Source organism: Dialister sp. CAG:357, assembly GCF_000435155.1.
Classification (GTDB): domain Bacteria; phylum Bacillota; class Negativicutes; order Veillonellales; family Dialisteraceae; genus Dialister; species Dialister hominis.
The window spans coordinates 20,209-24,001 of the sequence record NZ_FR896466.1 but is presented as its reverse complement, the minus strand read 5'-3'; the positions used below and the strand labels follow the sequence as shown (position 1 = coordinate 24,001).

Annotated in this window: 4 protein-coding genes; all 4 read right to left on the bottom strand. The window is 42.4% G+C overall.

Annotated elements, in window-relative coordinates; translation table 11 throughout:
- Positions 1-473: 473 nt before the first annotated feature.
- Positions 474-1,049: a hypothetical protein gene (locus M3200_RS08310; protein ID WP_022383068.1), complete on the bottom strand. Its 576-nt coding sequence runs from the start codon at positions 1,047-1,049 to the stop codon at positions 474-476.
- 35 nt (positions 1,050-1,084) lie between these two features.
- Positions 1,085-1,642: a hypothetical protein gene (locus M3200_RS08305; RefSeq protein ID WP_022383067.1), complete on the bottom strand. Its 558-nt coding sequence runs from the start codon at positions 1,640-1,642 to the stop codon at positions 1,085-1,087.
- A 474-nt stretch (positions 1,643-2,116) separates the two neighbouring features.
- Positions 2,117-2,851 carry a hypothetical protein gene (locus M3200_RS08300; protein ID WP_022383066.1) on the bottom strand — a complete coding sequence of 245 codons (735 nt, stop codon included), beginning with the start codon at positions 2,849-2,851 and terminating at the stop codon, positions 2,117-2,119.
- Between the two features lie 209 nt (positions 2,852-3,060).
- Positions 3,061-3,793 (bottom strand): 5-methyltetrahydropteroyltriglutamate--homocysteine S-methyltransferase (locus M3200_RS08295; RefSeq protein WP_288178239.1); only part of this gene is annotated, 733 nt, incomplete at its 5' end.

Below are 3,793 nucleotides of genomic sequence, written 5' to 3'. Positions count from 1 at the left end.
GCCGGGTGTTCAACTTATTATTGCAATTCGGGTATCTTGAATAATTGCGCCGTGGTCAATAAAATATGTTTTCCCGCGGATTGTGTAAAGAGGTGGAGCGCAAAGTAAGACTTCTACAGAATCTTTATCTACATACATACTTCCCGTATAATAACATCCAGTTTCATCCATTACTTCATAAACTTTTACATAACGAATTGGATCATTCTCTATCTCTGATAAGGAAATGGCAGATATAGTAAAAGGAATCAATATAAAACAAAGTAAGATTGAAAAGAAGCTCTTTCGCATAAAAACACCCCATTAGAGTACAATAGGCAATTGAAAATCGACTTTGCACGGAATTAGAACAATCAGTTTCTTACTGGGAGATTGATAAATAGGATATAAATGTATTTGATTTGTAAATTATGCAGGGTAAATGATTTATTTGATTATTTTTGGGGGGATTCTTTGAAAAATTATTCAATATGTTAAGGTTCCCCAGGAAGAGTTAATTGAAAAAGGGGAATAAAAGCATGGTAAAAGTAGTAATCAGCCATTTTATAATTTGGCGAGCTTGGCAGCGGGAATGGATAATGTATGGAACTTGAAGGAATAAGGGATCCATCATAGTGATAATAACATCCCGCGGAGTTATTTACCTTTATACCGCCGCTTTTTTCTAAGTCATAGTAGGCTAAGTTTCTTGAATCAGAGTCAGACTGTTGGCTATGGTGTCGATGTAATTTTTCAATAATAGGAATCACATTTTTATCGCAGTTATAGGTGAATATTTGATTATATTGGACTATCATATTAGTTTCATGGTTTACTAGATAAGCAGTACCTTGGATTCGAATCATAAAGAAAATAGGTTGATCATCAATAGTGAGATTATGGAAGTTTTTAATATAAATTGTTTTGGGCTCAATATAGCTTGTTGTATGTAGGTCTTTATCAATCAGGAAATATTTATCCGGATTGCTTTGCAACTCAGATAGAGAAATCGCAAAGGCAGAGAATGGAATAAAGAAAAAAGTGAGTAAGAGTAAAAAGATCTTTTTCATAAATACCATCCTTATCAAAAAATTGAAAATATGTCTTAATACAGGTTTTTTGAGTCATATTTAGGATCGAAGTAAATATTATAGCATTTGTAGAACATATAGTTAGCAGCGTGATAAGCCGGAGAATTACCACCAACAGATTGATCAAAAAAATTCTTTTCAGTTTCTATGTAGTCACCGGAAAGAGAATAGGTATATACATCCGTTTCGGTAAATTTTATTCCAGTATTAGCTTTGATTTCATTCCATAAGGCATTCCCACGATCAGCATCTGTGATATATGGATTATTGGGCATAAGATCTTTTCTTAAATTTACTGAGCTTCTATCATAGTCATAATTAAATATAACTGTAGATTTCTCAATACAATTACCTGTATATGAGACATAGTATATCTTTCCTTGAATTGTATAGTAGGGAGGAGCATAGCGGAGTGATTGAATGGAGTAAGAATCTACATACATAGTGGTAGTTTGCCCTTCAACTACTTTTACATAGCGTCCGGGATCACTTTGGATTTCGGAAAGTGAAATGGCAAAGGCAGAGAAAGGAATCAGGATAAGTCCAAGTAAGAGCAGTAGAATCTTTTTCATCGAGAGCATCTCCTTTTAGTAATTATCTAAACTTATTCTAGCGCCAAGACTAATTACCAGAATATATAAATAATTTATATATGTATCTAATATAAATGACTATAGTGTTCGGGAAGATTGGGGGAAAGGCGAAAAATTTTTGAGGGGAGAAAAGAGAAAACCATGGGATCGAACTTTGTCCAGGAAAATCAACCCTATCCGCCCTTCGGGCGCCTTCCCCGTCTGGGAAGGCGGGTTTAAAACAGTACAACCTCGCTACGCTCGAAAACACCTTACAACCGCGATGGAATCGCGGGAACTGCATCTCATTCCCTGGCTCCGCCAGGACCTTCTCCTTCGGAGCAAGGTTAACACCCTTAAACCAGCCTCTGGCTGATGGAAAACAAGCAAACCTCGCTTCGCTATCTTCTCATATCTTCCAAGAAAAAAGACCCTCGCGGGTCTTTTTCTGTGGTTGGATCCTTACGCTTCCTTTCATTCCACCATTTGTTCTGGCGGATTGTCCATGGGGGAGCGGAAGGGTTTGTATTTTTTGTTTTGTGTCGGGAGCTGGAGGCAGCTGGAGAATGTGGGGTCGGTTTTGAACTGGAGGTAGTGTTTAACGAAGTTGTTGTTTTCGAGGTCGGTGTCTTTGATTATGGAGAGGCCGGCTTCGGTGATGTAGACCTGGATGCTTCTGGTTTTCTTGCAGGTATAGGCGTGCAATAGTCCTGTGGCGAAGAGTTTTCTTAGTTCTTTTTGGAAGGATTCGGAGACGGTTTCGAATTCCCAGTTGTCTTTGCCGATGCGTTTTCTGCGGTAGAAGAGGAGGCCCATTTTGTTGCCTACGAAGATGTTCATGGTGTTGTCGATACAGAATGGCTGTCTCAGGTTATTGAAATAGTAGATGGTGCGCAGGGTGAGGTAGTCGTATAGGGTGAAGGGACACCATGAGACTTTGTCTAGAGTTTCTCGTATATTTCTTAGGACTTCGCTCGTGATCGGCGCGTATATGTCGAAGGTCTTGCTTGAGTAATAGGGCGTGGTTTTGTGGTCGCTGAAGCGGAAGCTGTAGTACATGCCGTCTTTTCTTCGGATGAGGGCGTAGGCGGAGGCGTATTGGCGGCCGCAATAGAGGAGTTCGAGTTTTTCGTCTTCGTATAGGATGGTTTGTAATTTTTCTTCAATTTCCTGGCGTTTGGCGATAAGTTCTTTTTGTGCGGTTTTCATGATGGGCTCTCCTTTCGTTTGACAGTGGTTCATCGGTCTGGTTTGCTATCTTCATTATAAGGTAAAGGATGACAGAAACTGTCGAGAGGAGGGAGAGGGGAAAATTTTCTTTGAGAGGAAGTTTTGTAGTTTTGGCGTTCACCGCTTTTCTTGATTTCCCGCATCAAAAAAGGACTCTTGCGAGTCCCTTTTCTATTTCAATTTATCTTTTATTCTCCCCAGATTTTATCTGCGTAGTCGCGGATGAGTCTGACTTTGGCCCATTGTCCTTCTTCAGTGAGGGCGTTGCCTTCTTCGGTGGAGGCGAAGCCGCACTGGGGGCTCAGGCAGAGCTGGTCTTTGGGGACGTACTGGGAGGCTTCTTCTACGCGTGCCTTGACGTCTTCAAATTTCTCGAGCTGCGGGAATTTGGAGGTGATGAGGCCGAGGACGACCTGCTGTTTCTGGATGTGCTTCAGCGGTTCGAAGCCGCCTGCGCGGTCGGAGTCGTATTCAAGGAAGAATCCGTCGATGTTGCAGTGGCCGAAGAGGATTTCAGCGACCGGATCGTATCCGCCGGAGGAGAACCAGGTGGATCTGAAGTTGCCGCGGCAGATGTGCATGGTGATTTTCATGTCAGCTGGTTTGGCTTCGAGGGCGAGGTTGATCATTTTCACGTAGTTCTTTTCGATCTTGTCGAGGTCGAGCCCTCTTGCTTCGTAGGCTTTTCTCTTGTCAGGATCGCAGAATTCGCCCCAGGAGGTGTCGTCGAACTGGAGGTAGCGGCAGCCTGTTTTGTAGAAGGTGCGGATGGTTTCCTGGTAAGCGAGGGCGATGTCTCTGTAGAGGTCGTCTTCGTTCTTGTAAAGGTCGATCGGCTGGTAGTTTTCTTCACGGACGCAGCAGATGAGGTGGAGCATGCTCGGGGACGGGATGGTCATCTTGGCCATGGTGTCTCCTGCG

Bases quoted from the DNA above. Each gene is read 5' to 3' on its own strand.
- M3200_RS08305 (WP_022383067.1), bottom strand. From the start codon at position 1,642: ATGAAAAAGATTCTACTGCTCTTACTTGGACTTATCCTGATTCCTTTC.
- M3200_RS08310 (WP_022383068.1), bottom strand. From the start codon at position 1,049: ATGAAAAAGATCTTTTTACTCTTACTCACTTTTTTCTTTATTCCATTC.
- M3200_RS08300 (WP_022383066.1), bottom strand. From the start codon at position 2,851: ATGAAAACCGCACAAAAAGAACTTATCGCCAAACGCCAGGAAATTGAA.